The organism is Conexibacter sp. CPCC 206217 (assembly GCF_030646165.1).
In the GTDB taxonomy this organism is placed as follows: Bacteria; Actinomycetota; Thermoleophilia; order Solirubrobacterales; family Solirubrobacteraceae; genus Conexibacter.
Map to the genome: position 1 here is coordinate 761544 of NZ_JAUTDO010000002.1, position 19383 is coordinate 780926.

General features: G+C 73.0%; 21 protein-coding genes. 8 read left to right on the top strand and 13 right to left on the bottom strand.

The window, feature by feature from the left end:
- The first annotated feature begins 14 nt into the window (after positions 1-14).
- On the top strand, positions 15-632 hold the full coding sequence (locus tag Q7L65_RS08195) for a GNAT family N-acetyltransferase (RefSeq protein ID WP_304720209.1): 618 nt from the start codon (positions 15-17) through the stop codon (positions 630-632).
- Here Q7L65_RS08195 and Q7L65_RS08200 read toward each other — a convergent pair.
- Both Q7L65_RS08200 and Q7L65_RS08205 read right to left on the bottom strand, forming a co-directional pair.
- Complete coding sequence (locus Q7L65_RS08200; RefSeq protein WP_304720210.1) at positions 616-1272, bottom strand: response regulator transcription factor; 657 nt, start codon at positions 1270-1272, stop codon at positions 616-618. The genes Q7L65_RS08195 and Q7L65_RS08200 overlap by 17 nt on opposite strands.
- Positions 1269-2606 carry a sensor histidine kinase gene (locus tag Q7L65_RS08205; protein WP_304720212.1) on the bottom strand — a complete coding sequence of 446 codons (1338 nt, stop codon included), beginning with the start codon at positions 2604-2606 and terminating at the stop codon, positions 1269-1271. The genes Q7L65_RS08200 and Q7L65_RS08205 overlap by 4 nt, the downstream gene beginning before the upstream one ends.
- Positions 2607-2718: 112 nt before the next feature.
- Between Q7L65_RS08205 and Q7L65_RS08210 the strand changes: the two genes are divergently transcribed.
- Both Q7L65_RS08210 and Q7L65_RS08215 read left to right on the top strand, forming a co-directional pair.
- Complete coding sequence (locus Q7L65_RS08210; RefSeq protein ID WP_304720213.1) at positions 2719-3717, top strand: ABC transporter ATP-binding protein; 999 nt, start codon at positions 2719-2721, stop codon at positions 3715-3717.
- Complete coding sequence (locus tag Q7L65_RS08215; protein ID WP_304720214.1) at positions 3714-4493, top strand: hypothetical protein; 780 nt, start codon at positions 3714-3716, stop codon at positions 4491-4493. The genes Q7L65_RS08210 and Q7L65_RS08215 overlap by 4 nt, the downstream gene beginning before the upstream one ends.
- A 52-nt stretch (positions 4494-4545) precedes the next feature.
- Here Q7L65_RS08215 and Q7L65_RS08220 read toward each other — a convergent pair whose 3' ends face one another.
- From Q7L65_RS08220 to Q7L65_RS08230, 3 genes are read right to left on the bottom strand one after another with little or no spacing between them, the layout of a single operon-like run.
- Positions 4546-5640: an iron-containing alcohol dehydrogenase gene (locus Q7L65_RS08220; protein ID WP_304720216.1), complete on the bottom strand. Its 1095-nt coding sequence runs from the start codon at positions 5638-5640 to the stop codon at positions 4546-4548.
- Positions 5640-6305, bottom strand: a complete 666-nt coding sequence (locus Q7L65_RS08225; protein ID WP_304720217.1) for an alpha/beta hydrolase — start codon at positions 6303-6305, stop codon at positions 5640-5642. Before Q7L65_RS08225 ends, Q7L65_RS08220 begins: the two co-directional genes overlap by 1 nt.
- Complete coding sequence (locus Q7L65_RS08230; protein ID WP_304720219.1) at positions 6302-7249, bottom strand: VOC family protein; 948 nt, start codon at positions 7247-7249, stop codon at positions 6302-6304. The genes Q7L65_RS08225 and Q7L65_RS08230 overlap by 4 nt, the downstream gene beginning before the upstream one ends.
- Before the next feature lie 190 nt (positions 7250-7439).
- Here Q7L65_RS08230 and Q7L65_RS08235 point away from each other — a divergent pair, with 190 nt between their 5' ends.
- Positions 7440-9695: a YCF48-related protein gene (locus tag Q7L65_RS08235; RefSeq protein ID WP_304720221.1), complete on the top strand. Its 2256-nt coding sequence runs from the start codon at positions 7440-7442 to the stop codon at positions 9693-9695.
- A gap of 54 nt (positions 9696-9749) precedes the next feature.
- Here Q7L65_RS08235 and Q7L65_RS08240 read toward each other — a convergent pair whose 3' ends face one another.
- Both Q7L65_RS08240 and Q7L65_RS08245 read right to left on the bottom strand, forming a co-directional pair.
- Positions 9750-10901, bottom strand: a complete 1152-nt coding sequence (locus Q7L65_RS08240) for a fatty acid desaturase (RefSeq protein ID WP_304720223.1) — start codon at positions 10899-10901, stop codon at positions 9750-9752.
- 13 nt (positions 10902-10914) lie between these two features.
- Complete coding sequence (locus tag Q7L65_RS08245) at positions 10915-12051, bottom strand: ferredoxin reductase (RefSeq protein ID WP_304720225.1); 1137 nt, start codon at positions 12049-12051, stop codon at positions 10915-10917.
- Positions 12052-12118: 67 nt separating this feature from the next.
- Between Q7L65_RS08245 and Q7L65_RS08250 the strand changes: the two genes are divergently transcribed.
- Complete coding sequence (locus Q7L65_RS08250; protein ID WP_370552525.1) at positions 12119-12784, top strand: TetR family transcriptional regulator; 666 nt, start codon at positions 12119-12121, stop codon at positions 12782-12784.
- A gap of 33 nt (positions 12785-12817) precedes the next feature.
- On the opposite strand, the gene Q7L65_RS08255 is transcribed toward Q7L65_RS08250, so the two are convergent.
- Positions 12818-13216: a type II toxin-antitoxin system VapC family toxin gene (locus tag Q7L65_RS08255; RefSeq protein WP_304720230.1), complete on the bottom strand. Its 399-nt coding sequence runs from the start codon at positions 13214-13216 to the stop codon at positions 12818-12820.
- A gap of 3 nt (positions 13217-13219) precedes the next feature.
- On the bottom strand, positions 13220-13480 hold the full coding sequence (locus Q7L65_RS08260) for an AbrB/MazE/SpoVT family DNA-binding domain-containing protein (protein ID WP_304720231.1): 261 nt from the start codon (positions 13478-13480) through the stop codon (positions 13220-13222).
- A gap of 113 nt (positions 13481-13593) precedes the next feature.
- Here Q7L65_RS08260 and Q7L65_RS08265 point away from each other — a divergent pair, with 113 nt between their 5' ends.
- Positions 13594-14442 (top strand): SDR family oxidoreductase, encoded by an 849-nt coding sequence (locus Q7L65_RS08265; RefSeq protein WP_304720232.1) that lies wholly within the window; start codon positions 13594-13596, stop codon positions 14440-14442.
- A gap of 34 nt (positions 14443-14476) precedes the next feature.
- Positions 14477-15436, top strand: a complete 960-nt coding sequence (locus tag Q7L65_RS08270) for a cation diffusion facilitator family transporter (RefSeq protein ID WP_304720234.1) — start codon at positions 14477-14479, stop codon at positions 15434-15436.
- A gap of 30 nt (positions 15437-15466) precedes the next feature.
- Here Q7L65_RS08270 and soxR read toward each other — a convergent pair whose 3' ends face one another.
- Positions 15467-15916, bottom strand: a complete 450-nt coding sequence (gene soxR, locus Q7L65_RS08275; protein WP_304720236.1) for a redox-sensitive transcriptional activator SoxR — start codon at positions 15914-15916, stop codon at positions 15467-15469.
- 50 nt (positions 15917-15966) lie between these two features.
- Positions 15967-16551, bottom strand: a complete 585-nt coding sequence (locus Q7L65_RS08280; RefSeq protein WP_304720238.1) for a TetR/AcrR family transcriptional regulator — start codon at positions 16549-16551, stop codon at positions 15967-15969.
- 64 nt (positions 16552-16615) lie between these two features.
- Here Q7L65_RS08280 and Q7L65_RS08285 point away from each other — a divergent pair, with 64 nt between their 5' ends.
- Positions 16616-17560: an alpha/beta fold hydrolase gene (locus Q7L65_RS08285; RefSeq protein WP_304720239.1), complete on the top strand. Its 945-nt coding sequence runs from the start codon at positions 16616-16618 to the stop codon at positions 17558-17560.
- Here the strand turns inward: Q7L65_RS08285 and Q7L65_RS08290 are convergent.
- Both Q7L65_RS08290 and Q7L65_RS08295 read right to left on the bottom strand, forming a co-directional pair.
- Positions 17557-18213 carry a DJ-1/PfpI family protein gene (locus tag Q7L65_RS08290; protein ID WP_304720240.1) on the bottom strand — a complete coding sequence of 219 codons (657 nt, stop codon included), beginning with the start codon at positions 18211-18213 and terminating at the stop codon, positions 17557-17559. The genes Q7L65_RS08285 and Q7L65_RS08290 overlap by 4 nt on opposite strands.
- A gap of 18 nt (positions 18214-18231) precedes the next feature.
- Positions 18232-19206: a GlxA family transcriptional regulator gene (locus Q7L65_RS08295; RefSeq protein ID WP_304720241.1), complete on the bottom strand. Its 975-nt coding sequence runs from the start codon at positions 19204-19206 to the stop codon at positions 18232-18234.
- Positions 19207-19383: the final 177 nt, after the last annotated feature.

Sequence of the window (19383 nt, forward strand, 5' to 3'; positions counted from 1 at the left end):
TCCTCGGACGGGTCGTGCCTGACGCCGTGCCTGTCATCCGCCGTGCCGTTGCCGCCGATCTGCCGTGGGCGGCGGGGGCGCTGGCGGAGGCGTTCGCGGACTATGCGTGGACGCGCTGGGTCGTCGACGAGCGCGACCACCGTCAGCGGCTGGAGCAGCTGTACGGGATCTATCTGAAGGTCGCGCTGCAGCTCGGCCAGCTGTGGGTCAGCGACGACGCGGCGGCGGTCGCGGCGTGGACGTCGAGCCGGTCCGCTGCCGCGCAGGACGAGCTGTTCGAGCGCGACGGGCTGATCGAGCGGATCGCGCAGCTGAGCGGGGCGCGGATCGACAACGTCGCGCGCGGGATCGAGGCGCTGCTGCCGTACGCGCCCCGCGACGAGCACTGGGTCCTCGCCGCCGTCGGCGTGCTGCCGGCGCGGCAGGGCGAGGGGCTCGGCACGCGTGTGCTGGAGCCCGCCCTCGCCGACCTCGACGCGCGCGGCGAGCCGGCCGTGCTCGACACCTCCTCGGCCGCGAACGTGCGCCTCTACGAGCGGCTCGGCTTCGTCACGACCGCGGAGCTGGACATGCCCGACGGCGGGCCGCACGTGTGGCTGATGCGGCGGGAGCCGCTCACCCCGCGTCGTTGACCAGCAGCGCGATCTGGACGCGGTTGTCCAACTCGAGCTTCGCCAACAGCCGCGAGACGTGCGCCTTCACGGTCGCGACGCTCATGTGCAGCTGCGCGGCGATCTCGGCGTTCGCGCAGCCGCGGCCGACCGCGAGCGCGACCTCGTGCTCGCGCGGGCTCAGCATGGCCAGCCGCTCGCGCGCCCGCTCGGCGCGCGCCGCGGCCTCGCCGTCACCCGCTACCAGCGCGATCAGCTGCCTCGTGACGCCCGGCGACAGCATCGCCTCGCCGGCCGCGACCAGCTCGATCGCTTGGACGATCTGCGGCGGCGGCGTGTCCTTCAGCAGGAAGCCGGCGGCGCCCGCGCGCAGCGCCTGCAGGACCAGCTCGTCAGCGTCGAACGTCGTCAGCACGAGGACCTGCGGCGGCGCCGGCTGCGCACGCAGCAGCCGCGTGGCGGCGATCCCGTCGAGCTGCGGCATGCGGATGTCCATCAGCACGACGTCGGGCCGGTGACGGTCGACCGCCGCCAGCACCCCGCGGCCGTCGTCCGCCTCGCCGACGACCTCGACGCGATCCGCCGCCCCCGCCAGCATCATCCGCAGCCCCGAGCGAACGAGCGCGTCGTCGTCGACGAGCAGGACGCGGACGGGGGTCATCGCGACTCCCACGGCAACGTCGCGCGCAACACGAAATCGCCGCGCGTGTCCGGCCCGTGCTCCAGCTCCCCGCCCGCGAGCGCGACCCGCTCGGCGAGGCCGACGAGCCCGATCCCCGTCCCTGGCAGCTGCTCGCCGCGCGCGGCGGCCTCCGCGGTCGCCGCACCGACCGAGCGGCGGCTGACGACCTCGACGACCAGCGTCCCGTCGTGCGCCTCCACCAGCACCTCCACCGCCGCGGCAGGCGCGTGCTTGTGCGCGTTCGTGAGGCCCTCCTGGACGATCCGGTAGGCGGTTCGGCCGAGTACGTCGCCGACGGCGGCGCCGTCGAGTCCGCCCAGCTCGATCCTGCAGCCGACGCGCATCCCGGCCGCGCGCGAGCGCTCGACCAGCGCGGGGATCTGCACGAGCGTCGGCTGCGGCGGCTCGGGCGCACCGGCCGTGCGCGCGCCGTCGCCGAGACCGGCGCCGCCCGCGCCGGCGCTCGCCTCGCCCTCCGCCTCCTGCTCGCGCAGCACCCCGATCACCTCGCGCAGATCCTCCAGCGCCGCCCGCGCCGATGCGCGCACGACGCCCGCCGCCGCGGAGATCTCCTCCGGCGGCGCGTCGGGGCGGAACTCCAGCGCGCCGGCGTGCAGCGACAGCAGCGCGACGCGGTGGGCAAGCACGTCGTGCATCTCACGCGCGATCCGCCGCCGCTCCGCCTCGCGCGCCTGGTCGACCCGCAACCGCTGCTCCGACTCCAGCCGCACGGCGCGCTCCTGCAGCGAGCGGACCAGCTCGCGCTGCACCCGCACGAACAGCGCCCAACCGATCACCACCCCCGTGAACAGCAGGCCGAACACCAGGTCCGTGCTGTAGCGCTCCTCGGTCGGCAGCAGCAGCGGGAAGACGAACGCCGCCACCACCGCCAGCAGCGACAGCCACGCGACCCACTTCCACTCCAACCGGATCAGCGCGCCGAACAGCGCGATCGCGCCGGCGCCGGCCGGCGCCGCCGCGACGACGCCCGCCGCACCGGTCAGCAGGGCGATCGCGAGCGGGTGTCGCCGACGCCACCACAGCGCCCCACAGCAGACGACTCCGAGCGCAACGTCGAGCACCTTGCCGAGCTGGCTGTGGTCGTCCCACGTCGTCGCGAGCAACGCGGCGCCGATCCCCACCGCGAGCATGAACTGCACCACGTCGACGACCCAGTCACGCGCCGAGCGCCCCTGGTCGCCCGCGCCGCGCAGCTCGCCCGGCAGCAGCGCCCGCTGCCAGCGCGAGGGCACGAACGGCGCGGAGGCCGGCGGCGCCGCAGCGTCGGGCGGAGACTGGACCAGCTCGCTCATCGCACCCGACAGCCTACGGCGACCCAGACGCCCCGACCCCCTACCGAAGTCGATCCGAGTCTCGACCGGCGGCCGTGGCGCGCGCACGTCCGCCGCGGCGATCCTCCCGGCCATGATCGAATCCGACGGCCTCACCAAGGAGTTCGGCGGACGGACCGTCGTGCACGACATCTCGTTCCGCTGCGAGCCCGGGAGCGTGACCGGCTTCCTCGGCCCCAACGGCGCCGGCAAGACGACGACGATGCGGATGCTGTGCGGCCTGTCGCGCCCCGACGGCGGCGACGCGCGCGTGCTCGGCGGGCGCTACCGCGACCTGCCCAACCCCGGCATGCGCGTCGGGATCCTGCTCGACGCCTCCGCGCAGCACGCCGGCCGCCGCGGGCGCGAGGCGCTCGCGGTCTCGGCGCAGACGCTCGGCGTCGACGAGCGCCGCGTCGACGAGCTGCTCGTGCGCGTCGGGCTCGATCGCGCCGCCGGGCGCAAGCGTGTGCGCCAGTACTCGCTCGGGATGCGCCAGCGGCTCGGCCTCGCGCACGCGCTGCTGGGCGACCCCGAGGTGCTGATCCTCGACGAGCCGGCGAACGGCCTCGACCCGGAGGGGATGCGCTGGATGCGCGAGCTGCTGCGCGACTTCGCCGACCGCGGCGGCACCGTGCTGCTGTCCTCGCATCTGCTGCGCGAGGTCGAGGCGGTCGCCGACCGGATGGTGATCATCGGCAACGGCCGGATCGTCGCGCAGGGCACGCGCGACGAGCTGCTGTCGGATGCGGGGACGCTCGTGCGCGCGAGCGACGAGCGGATCCTGCTGGCGGCGCTGGAGGCGGCCGGACTCGCCGCCCGGCGCGGCAGCGACGGCGGCTTCGTCGTCGAGGCCGAGCCGGAGCAGGTCGGGCGGGCCGCGCTGGCCGGCGGCGTCGTGCTGACGGCGCTCGGGCCGTCGGAGGGAGCGGGTCTGGAGCAGCTGTTCTTCGACCTGACCGGTGACGGCAGCGGCGCCGCCCGCGCCGACGGCAACGCGCCGCCGGCGGCGCGGCCGCTGGAGCAGCCCGCGTTTGCGGGCGGCGCCGGCACAACCGGCGCCACCGACACGATCGAGGAGGACGTCGCATGAGTGCGACCACCGCTGGTCCCGTCCCCGCCGCGGCCCGCTCCGCGCACGCCCGTCCCGGCCTCGGTCGTCTGACCGGGGTCGAGCTGCGCAAGATGGTCGACACGCGCGCCGGCCTGTGGCTGCTGATCGCGACCGCCGCCGTGACGCTCGCGCTCGTCGCGATCGTCTGCATCGCCGGTGACCCGGTCGACCACACGTTCAGCAGAATGCTCGAGCTCGCGATCTTCCCGGTCAGCCTGCTGCTGCCGATCATCGGGATCCTGCTCGTCAGCTCCGAGTGGAACCAGCGCACGGCGCTGATCACGTTCGCGCTCGTACCGCAGCGCGGTCGCGTGCTGGTCGCGAAGCTGCTCGCCGGCATCCTGCTGTCGGTGGCCGCGACCGTGCTCTGCGTGGCGATCGCGGCGGTCGCCACCGCGGTGATGGCGCCCGACGTGCCGGACACCTGGAGCATGTCCGCCGGCCTCCTGCTGCAGGTGCTCGTCTACGTCGTGACGGCGATGGCGATGGGCGTCGGCTTCGGCGCGCTGCTGCTCGCCTCCGCCCCGGCGATCGTCCTCTACTTCGTGCTGCCGCTCGTGTGGGCGGCGCTCAGCTCGATCTCCGCGCTGCAGACCGCGGGCGAATGGCTCGACAGCACGCAGTCGCTCGCACATCTCCCGAACGAGCTGCTGAGCGCGACCGAATGGGCGCGCGCCGGCACGACCCTGCTGCTGTGGATGGTTTTCCCGCTCGTCGCCGGCTGGTGGCGGATCCGGCGGGAGGAGGTGCGGTGACACCGACCGGTGTCACCGCACCTCGTTCGGAGCCGAATGCGGTCGATCGGTATCACGCGCTCGCTGCGGCGGCGGCTTCGTAGAGCCGGCGGATCTCGGTCTCGTCGAGCGGCGGCGGGACGTGGGCGAGGTCGGCGGTGCGGCGGGCGGCGATCGCTACGACGTGCTGCAGCAGCGTTTCGTCGCGCGCGAGGAGCGCGAGGCCGTCGCCGCCGGCCTGCGCGCGCAGCAGACGCGTGAGCTGGAGGAAGTCGATCGGCAACTGGGCGTCGAGCGTGTCGAGCGGCTCCGGGCGGCGGCCATGGACGGCGATGACAGACTCGGGCAGCAGCGCGGCGTTCGCGACCGCGTGCGCGACGTCGGCCTCGCGCACGACAGTCTGCGCGAGCGCGTGGTGGAAGCCGAGCCCGCTCTGATCGACCGCCCAGCCGGCGAGCAGCGCACCGAGCGCGATCTCGTCGCGGTCGGTGTCGGTCAGGGAACCCGCGCCGCCCCACGCCCGCGCGAACCGCTGCGCGGCCTCCCGCGCGACGGCGCTGCTGAACGGAGTCGCGCGGTCGCTCGTGAGCGCTATCAGGACGTGGCCGAGCGCGTTCGCGCTGCTGGCGGCGAGGTCGGGGACGGCGTGCGACGCGCTCAGCGCGGGGTCGTTGACGACGATCGCCGGGCGCACGAACGGCGTCTCGGCGGGGGCCCCGCGCGCCCGGCGGTGTCTCGCCGTCATCTCCGCGCCGGACGCCGTCGTCGGGATCGCGGCGACCACGCGCGGCGGCGTCGATGCTGCGGCGAGCGCCTTCGTCACGTCGACCACGCGGCCGCCGCCGAGCGCGACGAGCAGCGCGTCCGCGGGGCCGAGGTCGACCTCGGCCGCCAGCAGGTCGCCGGCGATCGCGTCGACCCTGCCTGCGGGGACCTCGATCGTGCGCGGCGCGGCCGCAGCGACGTCGGGTGCGGCCGCGACCGCGCGCGGCGTGCTCAGCAGCGTGTAGCCGTCGCCGAGCAGCTCGCCCGCCTCGGCGAGAGCGCCGCGGCCGAACAAGAGCGTGCGGTCCAGCTCGCGCTGGCGGAACGCCGCGACCGACGCCGGCGCGCCCGCCGGCCGCGACGGCGCGCCGGGTTCCGCCTCGGACGCAGAATCCCGCGCCATCACCGTGCCGCCTTGTCGAGTGCCAGCGTCGTCGTGACCCAGCGCGTCGCGGCGGGGAAGTGTGCGGGGTCGATGTGGTGGGCCGCGTCGGACTCGTGGTACTCGAGCTCGATCCCGCCCGCCTCCAGCAGCGTGCGCGCGTGACGCGCGAACGTCACGTCCATCACCTGGTCGTTGCGGCCGTGTGCGACGAAGGCGCGCGTGCCGGCCTCGGCACGGCTCGCGACGTCGGGCTGCCAGCCGTCGACCGTCGGGACGAAGCCGGAGAACGCGAGGATCCCGGCCGGCGCCGGCCGCTCGCCCGAGAGCCCGAGCGCGTAGCTCATCACCGACCCCATCGAGAAGCCGCCGAAGACGGTCTGCGACGGCGCGATGCCGGTGCGCTCCCACAGCCCGTCGTGAAACGCCGCCAGCTTCGCGTACGCGGCGTGGAAGGTGTCATGGTCCGGATAGCCGACGCGCGGCACGTAGTACCAATGGCTCCCCGGCCAGCCCGGCAGCGTCAGCGGCCCACGCGGCGTGACGACGTGGAGGCGATGGTCGGGATCGAGCACGTCGCCGAACGGAAGCAGGTCGTGTTCGTCCGCGCCGCGGCCGTGGTGCAGCACCAGCAGGCCCTCCGGCGCCCCGTCGGCGGGGCGTTCGAGATACGTCAGCGCGCTCATGCCGACACCTCGCCGGCGACCTGTTCGCGGCGCTCGGCGCGCGGGTTGACGATCGGCACCAGCGACTGCTCCAGGTGGTCGCGCAGGTGCTCGTGCTGCTTGGGCAGGCGCAGCGCCTCGCCGAGCGTCTGCAGGTCCTCGTCGACGGCGAAGCCGGGCGACAGCGTCGCGATCTCGAACAGGATCCCGCGCGGCTCGCGGAAGTAGATCGCGTTGAAGTAGTCGCGGTCGCGCACGTCGGTGACGAAGCCGCCAGCCTCGCGCACGCGCGCCTGCCACTCGAGGTGGTCGTCGTCCTGCGACGCCCATGCGATGTGGTGGACCGTCCCGGCGCCCTGTTCGCCGACCTGCTGCGCCTGGTCGAAGGCCCAGTGGAAGTGGCGCTGCTCGCCGTCGAGGCGGTACTCACCGTCGCCGAGGTAGGAGAACCCGAGCACGTCGGTCAGCAGCGACTCCTCGACCTTCGCGAAGGTGCTGTAGGCGCGCGCGCCCTCGAGGCCGGTGATCGCGTGCTCCGCCGGCACGTCGGGGTGGGTCGCCTGCAGCGGCGGGTTGCCATCGTCGGCGACGACCAGCTCGAGCCCGAGCCCGTCGTAGTCCGCGAAGCGCAGCGATCCGCGCTCGCCGCGGGTGGAGCTGTAGCCGCCGTCGCGCAGGCGCTGCTCCCAGAAGTCGATCGAGGCGGCCGACGGGACCCCGAGCTGCAGCGTGTGGACCATCCCGAGGCCGGCGCGACCGCGCGCGGCGCCGGCGAACTCGAACCACGTCAGGATCGAGCCGGGCGCACCGCTCTCGTCGCCGAAGTAGAGGTGGTAGGCCTCGGGCTGGTCGAAGTTGACGGTCTTCTTGACGAGCCGCAGCCCCAGCAGGTCGGCGTAGAAAGCGACGTTCTTGTGCGCGTCGCCGGTGATCATCGTGATGTGGTGCAGCCCTTCGAGCTTCATCGCCGCTCCTCGTCGCTCTCTTCAATGTGATTGCTTGCGCAACTATATCATGTCGTTGCGCGCGCAACTACCTTCTGCCCGGCGTGCGACTTCACCGCCAGACGATAGGTCTTGCAAGCTTCTGCGCAACACCTCGCCCTAGGCGCCGTTGATGTAGGCAGTCCGTTACTCCAACAAGGGGTTAATACAGATGGTTCTCAAGCGCGCGCTCGCCGCGTCGCTGGTCGCTGCCGCGATCGCGACGACGGGGGCGACGGCGATTCCGGCCGCCGCAGACGCGAACGTCCAGGTCGGTGCGTCCGGCTGGCAGTGGGGCAACCCGCTCCCGCAGGGCAACACGCTGCGGTCCGCGTCGTTCGCCGGCAGCACCGGCTACGCCGCCGGCGACTTCGGCACGCTGCTGAAGACGACCGACGGCGGCGCGACCTGGAGCGGCCTGCCGGTCGGCACGTTCCAGGGGCTCTCGATCGTGCAGGCGGTCGACGCGGACACCGTCTTCGCGGGCGGCGGCTGCGTCGCGCGCCGCTCGACCGACGGCGGCAGATCCTTCACCGCGGTCGCGTTCACGCCGGTCGAGTCGAGCTGCCGCGCGTCGCTGCGCGCGCTCTCCTTCACCTCCGCCACGCTCGGCTACCTGCTGCTCGACGACGGCAGCGTCTTCACGACCGACGACGGCGGCACGCAGTTCGGCCAGCGCACGGCGCTGCCCGGCACCAGCGCGGCGGGCGGCGGCGCGGCGCCGACGTCGCTCGCCTTCACGGCACCGACGACCGGCGTCGCCGCGACCAACGACGGACGGATCTTCCAGACGACCGACGCGGCCGTCTCGTGGAGAGTCGTCGGCCAGTTCCCCCGCCCGGTCAGCCAACTGTGGTTCTTCGACGCCGCCCACGGCTTCGCGGTCGGCTCCGGCGGCCTCTTCCTGCGCACCGACGACGGCGGCGCGACGTGGACGCCGAGAGATCTCGGCGCGGGTGCGCTCGACTACACCGCGATCCGCTGCGCGAGCCCGCAGCTGTGCATCCTGTCGACCTCGACCGGCGCCCAGCTCGTGCGCACCGCCGACGCGGGCGACACGCCCGGCGCGGTGATCACGCCGTCCAGCGACGCGATCCTGGCGGCCGCGTTCGCCTCGCCGACGCGCGTCTCGGCGGTCGGCGCCAGCGGCGCGACCGTCCTCTCCGACGACGCCGGCACGACCTTCTCGGCGATCGGGAGACGTCTGAGCGGCAGCTACTCGTCGATCCGCCCGTCAGCCGCGCGCGGGCGCGCGTACGCGACCGGCAGCGTCGGCGCGTTCGCGAAGACGACCGACGGCGGCAGCAGCTGGACGCGCGGCAGCGTCCCGACGGCGGCCGATCTGCTCGACGTGTCGTTCCCGAGCGGCGATGTCGGCTACGCGCTCGACGATGGCGGCGGGTTGTTCCGCACCGCCAACGGCGGCACGACCTGGAAGACGCTCGGAACCGGCTCGACCTCGATCGCGAGCGCGGTGCTGGCGCCGAGCGCGGACGTCGTGCTGGCGGTCGGGCCGCGCAGCCTGCGGCGCTCGACCGACGGCGGCGAGACGTTCGTGCAGCTGAGGGACAGAGCGGTCGCGCGCAAGGGGCTGCGCGGCGCTGTCGCCGCACGCGGTGGCGCGATCGTCGTCTGGGGACCTGACGCGATCGCCCGCAGCCGCGACAGCGGCCGCACGTGGACGGCGCTGGCGAAGCCGGGCGCGACGAGAAGAGCGCGCAAGCGGCTGCTGATCCGCCAGGTCGCCTTCTCCTCGCCGACGACGGGCCTGCTGCGCGACGTCCAGGGCCGCATCTGGCGCACGACGAACGCGGGCAGAAGCTGGTCCGTGCTGACGAGCGTCGGCAGCGCCGGCGCGACCGGCATGGCGGTCGGCTCCGACCGCTCGGCGTACCTCGTGGTCGAGCGGTTCGGCAACGAGAACGGCGGCTACCTGTTGCGCACGACGGATGCCGGCGCCACCTGGCAGCCGCAGTTCGTCGTCAACGACACGATCCGCTCGGCCGGCATCGCGGCGCCGGCCGGCGGCATCGACTACCTGCTGGCGGGCACGTCGTCGCTGCTGACGAGCACGAGCGGCGGCAGCGAGGGTGAACGCTCGACGCTGACGCTCTCGACGCGCCGGCGCACGCTGACGAACCCGACGCGCGTCACGATCAGCGGCCGTCTGCGCCCGGCCGGCGCAAACGCGCGCGTGACGGTCTCCGCGCTCGCGCCGGGCGGCACGCGCTGGACCTCCCAGACGGTCGACGTCGCCGCCAACGGCGCGTTCGTCTCGAGCTGGCCCGTCGCGCGCGGCACGACCCAGTTCGTCGCCCAGTGGACCGGCAACTTCACCGCCGCCGGCGCCGGCTCCCGCGCGCTCGCGGTGACGGTGAGAGCGGCGCCGAGAAGAGGAGGCAGAAGAGGCAAGGCTCGCCGGCGCTGAGCGCGGCGGACGAGCGGGCGGGCCGTGGCACGGATGCCGCGGCCCGCTCCCGGCTCAGGCCACAGCCAGCTCGCGCGCGCGGCTCGCCGGATCCGGTGACGCCGGGCCCGGGGCGGCGCCGGGCTCGACCATCGGCACCGCCTCGCCGCCGTCCGGCAGCGCCAGCCGCACGATCTTCTTCACGACGCTGCCGAACTGCTTGTGCAGCGGGCCGCTGTTGTACGGGAGGCCGTAGCGCTCGCAGATCTCCCGCACCTCGACCGCCAGCTCGCCGTAGCGGTGCGCGGGGAGGTCGGGGAAGAGGTGGTGCTCGATCTGGTGGCTGAGGTTGCCGCTCATGATGTGGAAGAGCTGGCCGCCGGTGAGGTTGGCGGAGCCGAGCAGCTGGCGGCGGTACCACTCGCCGCGCGTCTCGCCCTCGGTCTCCTCCTCGGTGAACTCCTCGACGCCGTCGGGGAAGTGACCGCAGAAGATGATCATGAACGCCCACACGTTGCGGACGAAGTTGGCGGTCAGGTTCGCCGTCAGCGTGGTCGGGGCGTTCGGGCCGGCCAGCAGCGGGAACAGCGCGTAGTCCTTCAGCGCCTGGCGCCGGCCCTTGCGCCAGATCTGGCCTGCCATCCCGACCTTGTCGCGCCAGCCGGTCCTGCCCGCCGCGATGCGGTCCATCTCGAGGTCGTGGAACGCGACGCCCCACTGGAAGAACGACGCCAGCAGGAGCGCGTACAGCGGGTTGCCCAGGTAGTACGGATGCCAGCTCTGATCGGCCGACATCCGCAGCACGCCGTAGCCGATGTCGCGGTCCTTGCCGAGGATGTTCGTGTGCGTGTGGTGCATGTAGTTGTGCGAGTGACGCCACTGCTCCGACGGGCAGGCGCTGTCCCACTCGAAGCTCTGACCGTTGACGGCCGGATCGTTCATCCAGTCGTACTGGCCGTGCATCACGTTGTGGCCGATCTCCATGTTGTCGAGGATCTTGGAGAGCGACAGGGCGGCGGTGCCGGCGAGCCACGCGGGCGGCAGCGCGCTGAAGAAGAGCAGACCGCGACCGGCGACCTCCAGGCCGCGCTGCGCCTTGATGACGCGGCGGATGTAGCCGGCGTCGCGCTCGCCGCGGTCGGCGAGCACGCGCTCGCGGATCGCGTCCAGTTCACGGCCGAACGCGTCGAGCTGCTCCGGCGTCAAGCGTGGTGCTGTCGTCGTCATGCTCGTCGTACCCCTAGATGTCGAGCGTCACGTCGCCGACCGGGACGTTGACGCAGATCTGGATCTGCTCGTCGGGCGCCGTCGAGACGACGCCGGTGCGGACGTCGCGGACCGCCCCTTCGAGCTTGCGGCAGCTGCAGGTGTGGCAGATCCCCATGCGGCAACCGGACTGCGGCGTGAGGCCCGCGGCCTCGGCCTGGTCCAGCAGCGTGCCGCCGCTGTTGGCGGTCTGCGCGCCGCTGCGGGCGAAGCGGATCGCGCCGCTGGCGATGCCGGCGGCGCCGGGATCGGCGACCGGCGCGGGCGCGGCGAACTGCTCGACGTGCAGGCGCGTCTCGTGCCCGTCGTCGACCCACAGCTCGCGCACCGCGTCGACGAGCGCGGTCGGCCCGCAGACGTAGGCCGGCGCGACCGCCGGATCGACCCTCGCCGCGTGCACGTGGTCGCGTGAGAAGCGGCCGTCCAGCTCCGCCGCGGCGAGCGTGCCGCCGGCGCTGAAGCCGCGCAGCAGCCTCACGTTCGGATGCGCGTCGGCGAGCGCGCGCAGCTCGGCCGCGTAGGCGACGTGACGCTCGGAGCGGGCGTAGTGGAGGAAGGCGATGCGGCCGTCGTGCCCCTCGTCGCAGAGCGTGCGCAGCATCGACATCAGCGGCGTGATCCCGCTGCCGCCGCTGATCAGCAGCAGCTCGGGCGGGCGGGCGGCGGCGGGCAGCGCGAAGTCGCCGGCGGCCTGCGACAGCCCGACGACCTCGCCGGGCGCGAGCGCGGCGCGCAGGTGCGGCGAGACGCGCCCGTCCGGCCGCGCGTGGGCGGTCAGCTCGATCAGGCCGTCCGGCGCGTGCTCCGACGATGCCGGCGAGTACGGGCGCGTATGCCGCACGCCGTCGATCTCGACGCTCAGCAGCACGTGCTGGCCCGCGCGGAAGCCCTGCCAGTTCTCGTTCGGGCGCAGCGTCAGCGTGACCGCGGCCGGCGTCGGGCGGCGCACCGCGATCACCTCGGCGCGCACGTCGCGCAGCGAGAAGGCGGGCTTGACGAGCTCGACGTAACGGTCGACGCCATGCGGCGTCGTGAGCGCCTGGGCGAGCGGCGATCCGAGCAGGCGGCGCGCGAGGCGAGGACGGCGGGCTGTCGCGGTTTCAGTGAACACTTGTGCACAAGGTAGTACCCAGTTTTCCGTCTGTCCAGTCCCGTAGTAGAATTTCTGATGCCACCACATGCCGGATTCAGTGAACATCGAGACACTCAGTGTGAGGAGACTCACACGCGCCGAGCAGAAGGAGCGCACGCGCGTCGCGCTGCTGGACGCCGCGCTGCGCCTGCTGGAGCAGAAGAGCTTCAGCAGCCTCGGGCTGCGCGAGGTCGCACGCGAGGCCGGCGTCGTGCCGACCGCCTTCTACCGCCACTTCGACTCGATGGAGGAACTCGGGCTCGTCCTGATCGACGACTCGTTCCGCACCCTGCGCCAGATGATCCGCGCCGCCCGCGCCGAGCCGCAGCGGCCCGAGCACGTGATCAGACGCTCGGTCGAGATCCTCGTCACGCACATCCACGAGCACCGCCTGCACTTCCGCTTCATCGCGCGCGAGCGCTCCAGCGGCGTGCCCGTCATGCGTCAGGCGATCCGCACCGAGATCCGCCTCTTCTCCAGCGAGCTGGCGACCGACCTCGCGCGCTTCCCCTACCTCGACCGCTGGCCGACCGAGGACCTCGCCGTCGTCGCCTCGCTGATCGTCAGCACGATGGTCTCGACCGCCGAGGCGATCGTCGACCGCCCGACCGACTCACGCGAGGCCGAGGCCGAGATCGTCCACCACGCCGAGAAGCAGTTGCTGCTGATCGCGCTCGGCGTCTCGGCCTGGAGGCGGCCACGAGGTCATTGACGCGCGCCAACTCGGCGCGCATCGACCGCCAGCTCAGCAGATCTGCACCAACCTGACGTCTAGCCTGACCTCTCCCCATGCCGCGTCGGCGGTGAGCGCTTCGGCCCCGAGCCGCCGCGCGAGCGCCAGGCAGGCGCGGTCTCCGAGCGAGAGGCCGGCAGCACGCGTCAGCGGACGCAGGCGCGCGATCTCCGCGGCGTCGTCGAGCGTCACCGGTTCGACCTCGACCGCGCCTTCCAGCAGCCCTTCGGCGACGAACCCTTCCATCAGCGCGACCGGATCGCGGCCACGATCGGCGACACGGCTGAGCACCTCGGCCAGGTTCGCCGAGGAGATCGACGTGCCGCTCGCGATCGCGTCGGCGACCACGTCGGCCCCTGGCTCGCCCTGCAGGTAAGCGAGGAACGCGGACGCGTCCAGGACCGTCGCCATGAGCTACTCGGCGTCCTCGCGCGCCGCTTCGCGACGACGCTCCGCGATCAGCTCGTCGACCAGCGACGGGCCGTTCGCGGCGCCAAGGATGCCGCGATGGCGATCGGCGACCGCACGATACGGCCGCAGACGAAGCGAGCCGTCGGGCTCCGTCGTGAGCAGCATTCTGGTGCCGGGCTCGAGCCCGAGCTGACTGCGCACCGCGGCCGGCAAGACGAGGCGACCGCGATCGCCGACGGTGACATGACGCTCCGCATGGGCCATAAACCAAATGTACCACGCTGTGCAAATGTCCCACATTTGTAGCTCGTTCCCACATATCCATGCGTGCAGACACCGGCGCGCGCCGGGTCGCGCTCCCGGTACCGTGGCGTACCATGGCACAGCGAACTCGTAGGAACGGGCGGCCGGCGAGCTTGAACGGGCGCACCGCGGTCGTCACCGGAGCGGCGTCCGGGATAGGGCGCGCGCTGGCGCAGCGGCTCGCGGCGCACGGCAGCCCGGTCGCGATCTGCGACTGGGACGAGGACGGGCTGCAGGAGACCGCTGCATCGATCCCCGGGCCCGTCTTCGCGCGCAAGCTCGACGTCAGCGACCGCCAGGCGCAGCTGCAGTTCGCGGCCGCCGTGCAGGAGTGGGCGCCGGCGCCGATCGGGCTGGCGGTCAACAACGCCGGCGTGACCGTCTCGCAGACCGCCGCGGAGGCGGCCGTCGAGGACGACGAGTGGGTCGTCACCGTCAACTTCTGGGGCGTCGTGCACGGCACGCGCGCGTTCCTGCCGATCCTGCTCGCCAACGGCAGCGGCGCGATCGTCAACGTCTCCAGCGTCTTCGGCCTGATGGGCTTCCCGACGCAGAGCGCCTATTGCGCGTCGAAGTTCGCCGTGCGCGGCTACACCGAGTCGCTGCGCCACGAGCTGCGCGGCAGCGACGTGCGCGCGATCACCGTCCACCCCGGCGGGATCCGCACGAACATCGTCAGAAACGCGCGCTTCCACGTCGACGACACCGGCAACACCGACCACGAGAAGCTCGTGCAGGAGTTCGCCAAGAACGCGCGCACGTCGCCCGCGAAGGCGGCCAAGACGATCCACGCGGGCGTCGAGAACGGCAAGCAGCGGATTCTGATCGGCCCTGACGCGGTCGCGATCTCGCTCGTGACGCGGATCGCCCCGGTGCGCTACTTCGACGTGATCGAGCGCGTGATGGCCGCCGCACGGCGCTGAACGACCGCGGCGAGCGGGCTAGACTGGCCCGTCCGTGTCCGGCCCAGACACAAGCGCCGAGCGACGCGGTCGCTTGTTGCGCCTCGTCTATCTCTCGATCGCCGCGGCGCTCGTCACGATCGCGATGAAGTTCGGCGCCTGGGCTGTGACGGGCTCCGTCGGCCTGCTGTCCGACGCGGCCGAGTCGGTCGTCAATCTCGTCGCCGCGCTGTTCGCGCTCGTCGTCGTGCAGTGGTCGACGCGGCCGCCGGACGAGGAGCACACTTACGGCCACGAGAAGGCCGACTACCTGTCCGCCGGCGTCGAGGGCGCGCTGATCCTGCTCGCCGCCGTCACGATCGGCGTCTCCGCCGTCGACCGGCTGATGAACCCGAGCGAGATCTCCGATGTGGCGGTCGGCGTCGGCATCGCGATCGCCGCGTCGCTCGTCAACCTCGCCGTCGGCCAGCGGCTGATCCGCGCCGGCAGGGAGTACAGCTCGATCACGCTGGAATCCGACGGCCGCCACCTGATGACCGACGTGGTCACCTCCTGCGGCGTCGTCGTCGCGGTGATCGCGGTCGCGATCACGGGCATCGACGCGCTCGACCCGCTGATCGCGCTCGTCGTCGCGGGCAACATCCTCGTGACCGGCGTCCGACTCGTGCGCAGGTCGACCGACGGGCTGCTGGACCGCGCGCTGACGGTCCAGGAGCTTGCCCGGATCCACGCCGTGCTCGACTCGTTCGCGTCCGACGAGGTGCAGTTCCACGCGCTGCGCACGCGCCGTGCCGGCAGTCGCGCGTTCGTGTCCACGCACGTGCTGGTGCCGGGCGACTGGTCGGTGCAGCGCGGCCACGACCTCGCCGAGCAGGTCGAGGCGGCGCTGCACGACACGCTCGGCAACGTGACGGTCTTCACCCACCTCGAGCCGCTCGAGGACCCGATCTCGTTCGCCGACACCGAACTGGACCGCTGGAGCGAACCGCATCCGGCGTCCAACGGCGATGGCTGACGACCCACAGCGGGTCCCGTTCCGGCTCGATCAGGCGGCCGCGTTGCCGCCGGTCCACACGACCGGGCCGGGCCCGAAGCGGGCGACGCGGTCGTCGGGGTTGGCGAGCTTGCAGCGCGCGAGCGACAGGCAGCCGCAGCCGATGCAGTCGGTCAAGCCGTCCTTGAGCCGCTCCAGCTCCGCGATCCGCATGTCGATCCGCTCGCTCCAGCGCGACGACAGCTTCGCCCAGTCGGCGCGCTTGGGCACACGATCCTCCGGCAGCTTCGCCAGCTCCTCGCCGATCTCCTCGAGCGTCAGCCCGACGCGCTGCGCGAACACGATGAACGCGACGCGCCGGATCACCGGCCGCCCGTAGCGACGGTGACCGGACGAGTTGCGCTCGGCCCGGATCAACCCGCGCTCCTCGTAGTAGCGCAGCGCCGAGGTCGCGACCCCGCTGCGCTCCGCGACCTCGCCGATCGTGAGCGTCTCAGACATGCCGTCCAGGAGATCAAAGACCGCGCTTGACTTCAAGTGCGGTTCAAGACTCAGGCGCCCGGCAACGCCGCCCGGACCGCCGCCGCGGCCTGGGCACCCGCGGCGTCGAGCGCCTCGGTCGTGCGGGCGGCGCGGCAGAGGATGAAGGCGCCTTCCAGCAGCGAGAGGGTGGCGAGCGCGAGCGGGCGGGCGGTCGCGGGCGCGATGCCGGCGGCGGCGAAGCGGTCGGCGAGCTTGGCGAGCCAGCCCTCGAACACGTCGGCGCTGGCCTGGCGCATCGACTCCGAGCTGGAGGCCGTCTCGAGCGTGATCGTCGCGATCGGGCAGGCGTCCTGGTAACCGCTCTCGGCGAGGTGGACGCCGGCGAGCGAGAAGAACTGCTCGACGCCGCCGACGAGGTCGGGAGCGGGGTCGATCACCTCCTCGACGAGCACGCCGTAGAAGCCGCCCGCGACGCGGATCACCTGCTCTCCGAGCTGCTCCTTGCCGCCGGGAAAGTGGTGGTAGAGCGAGCCGAACGGCGCCTGCGCCGCCGCGACGATCTGCTTGACGCCCGTGCCGGTGAAGCCCTGGCGGCGAAACAGCTCAGCACTCGCAAAGACGATGCGCTCCTTTGTGGTCGGTTCGCTCGACATTCCGGGCGAGCATAGCTAACCTTCCAGCTAGAGCGATCTATCTAGTCGGGAGGAGTGTCTCGCGATGCCCGAAGTTCACCTGACGGCGGGGACGATCGAGTACGAGGACAGCGGCCCGCCCGCGGGATCCGAGTCCGCGGCGTCCGCCGCGCAGCCAGGCTCTCGCGCGGACGCTGCCGACCATCCGACCGTCGTGCTCCTGCACGGCCTGCTGATGGACGGCAGCGTCTGGCGCAACGTGGCGCCCGGCCTCGCCGAGCATGCGCGCGTGATCCGCCCGACCCTGCCGCTCGGCGGCCACCGCATCCCGATGCGACCCGACGCCGACCTGTCGCTGCCCGCGATGGTCGGGCTCGTCGCCGACTTCCTCGATGCGCTCGAGCTGCGCGACGTGGTGCTCGTCTCCAACGACTGGGGCGGCGCGCTGCTGCTCACCGCGCTCGGCCGCGACGAGCGCGTCGGCGCGCTCGTGATCACGCCAAGCGAGGCGTTCGACAACTTCCCGCCCGGGATCCCCGGCCGCCTCGCCGCGCTCGCCGGCAAGGGCGGGCCGCTCGGTGTCAAGCTCGCGCTGCAGCCGCTCGCGATCCGGCGGCTGCGCCGCTTCCCGCTGCTGTTCGGCTGGATGAGCAAACGGCCCGTCCCCAACGCGATCGCCGACGCCTGGTTCGCCGCGATCCTGCGCGATCACGCGATTCGCCGCGACGTCGCCAAGTACGCCGGCGGCCCGCTCGACAGACCCTGGACGACCGCCGCGACTGAGCGTCTGCGCGAGTTCGACCGCCCGGCGCTCGTGCTGTGGGCGCCCGAGGACAAGCTGATGCCGCGCGACCACGGCCGCCGCCTCGCCGAGCTGCTGCCGCGCGGTCGGCTCGTCGAGATCGAGGACAGCTACACGCTCGTGTCGGAAGACCAGCCGGAGCTGGTGCTGGAGCTGCTGCGGGGATTCTTGGCGGAGCTGGCGGGCGCGGGCGCCGCGAGCACGGGGGCCGCGAGCACGGCCGACTAGCCCTGCTCCACCTGCTCCCCCTCCAGCACGAAGCGGCTCATCGCGCGCAGCAGCTCGACGCTCTCCGCCGGCGCCTTGTGCGGCGCGCCGGCGTCATGGGGCGGCTGCGGGTCGTACTCGATCCCGAGCTGGATCGTCTGCGCGACCTCGGGCCCGGCGATCCGGCCGACGAGCGTCAGCGCCATGTCGATCCCGGCCGAGACGCCGGCCGCGGTGACGTACTTGCCGTCGAAGACGACCCGCTCGCCCGTCGGCTCGGCGCCGAGCTCCCGCAACCGCTCCAGCGCGAGCCAGTGCGAGGTCGCGCGGCGACCTTCGAGCAGGCCGGCCGCGGAGAGGATCAGCGAACCGGTGCAGACCGAGGCCGTCCACGTGCTCGTCGCGTCGGCGGCGCGCAGCCACGCGTGCACCGGACCTTCGTCCATCAGCGCCGTCTGCCCCGGGCCGCCGGGCACGAGCACGATGTCCGGCGCGGGCACCTCGTCGAGCGCATGAGCGGCGACCAGTTGGAGGCTGCCGGTGTCGGTCGTGAGCGGCCCCGCCTGCTCGGCGACGAAGACGACCTCCGCGCCCGGCAGGCGGCTGAGCACCTCGTAGGGCCCGATCGCGTCGAGCGCGGTGAGGCGGTCGTAGATGAGGATGGCGATCTGCACGGTGGGTCCTTTCGCTCGTCAGGGTGAGTAGCTGACCGGCCGTGGCTGAAACCGGCGCCTGTACTCCGCCGGCGCCACGCCCAGCGTGCGCACGAACGCGCGCCGCATCGTCTCCGGTGCGCCGTAGCCGCAACGGCGGGCGACCGTTTCGACGCCGTCGGCGGAGTCCTCCAGCATCCGCCGCGCCGCTTCCAGCCGCACGTCGTCGACGTAGCGGCCCGGCGTGACGCCGACCTCGGCGCGGAAGGCGCGCGCGAACTGACGCGGCGACAGGCTCGCGCGCGCCGCCAGCGCCTCGACGGACAGGTCGGCCGCCGGATGGTCGGCGATCCACTGCTGCAGCTCGCGCAGCGGCTCGCGCTCGGCGACCTGCACCGCCAGCTGGGCGCTGAACTGACTCTGCCCGCCAGGCCGGCGCAGGAAGACGACGAGGTGGCGCGCGACCATCAGCGCGACCTCGCGTCCCGCGTCCTCCTCGACGAGCGCGAGCGCCGCGTCGATCCCGGCCGTGACGCCGGCAGAGGTCATGACGTTGCCGTCGCGGACCCAGATCGGCTCCGGATCGACGGCGACCGCCGGGAACAGTCTGCCGAGCAGGTCGCAGTAGGCCCAGTGCGTCGTCGCGCGGCGGCCGTCGAGCAGGCCCGCCTGCGCGAGCAGGAACGCGCCGCTGCAGACGGAGACGATCCGCCCGGCGCACGGCGCTGCGCCCCGCAGCCACTCGACCAGGCGCGGGTCGGCGCTACGCGTCCCCTCGCCGCCCGGGACGAGCAGCGTGTCGGGTGTGCCGGCGGCGTCGAGCGCGACGTCGGGCACCAGCGTCAGACCGCTGGAGCAGCGCACCGGTCCGCCGTCGAGGCTGGCGGTCTGCACGACGTATCTGGCATCGCAGGCGTGATGCCGCGCCGCGCCGGTGAAGACCTCCATCGGACCGGTCACGTCAAGGCTCTGGACGCCGTCGAAGAGGACGACGAGCACGCGATGGATCGACATGCAGTGCATCATGGCGCCGCCGACGCATGGCAGCAATGACGTTCAGCCCACGTTTTCTGCCACGCCTGTGCCGGGCTGGCGCGGGCCGCGGCCTCGCCCGCTGTGTCGGCTAGGTGTAGTTCCTAGGCAGGTTGTTCATCCGGTCCTCCTTGGAGGCTGGTGGTTCTCGAGGCCCCA